This window comes from Shewanella sp. T24-MNA-CIBAN-0130, assembly GCF_040310185.1.
GTDB lineage: Bacteria > Pseudomonadota > Gammaproteobacteria > Enterobacterales > Shewanellaceae > Shewanella > Shewanella psychromarinicola.
This window is the reverse complement of the sequence record NZ_JBEOPP010000172.1, coordinates 1-372: the sequence shown is the minus strand read 5'-3', so window position 1 is coordinate 372 and position 372 is coordinate 1. Positions and strand designations below refer to the sequence as shown.

The window sequence follows — 372 nt, the reverse complement described above, 5'->3', positions numbered from 1 at the left end:
GTGCTCAAGACAAGACTCTTTCTGCTAACTCGGGTCCGACATTGTCAATGATGACAACTACCTCGACAACAGTAGATGATGATTTAGGTGTCACCAACACCATTACACCAATGAATGTCGTTGATGTAGGTTGCCAAAGAAATCCAAAAGGGAGCTCGGGAAAGTCAATTCAGTGTCTTCGTTTTGAAGTCTCCAGTGTCGCAACTTTTGGCCGTAGTGATATGGGGCGAGTTACTGTCGTCGTGGGCATTGAACAACAAGTGACAACAGGGAGTTAGTTATGTTTGTAAAACAATTATTATATACGTTACTTTTTGCCATATTGGCATACTCATCAATTAGCTTCGCCGATGACACCGAATTATACGTGCT

1 pseudogene is annotated in these 372 nt (G+C 42.5%); it reads left to right on the top strand.

Annotated features, from left to right (window positions below):
• Positions 1-278, top strand: a pseudogene (locus AAEZ02_RS21955) (pilus assembly protein PilX); the annotation flags it as partial.
• Positions 279-372: the final 94 nt, after the last annotated feature.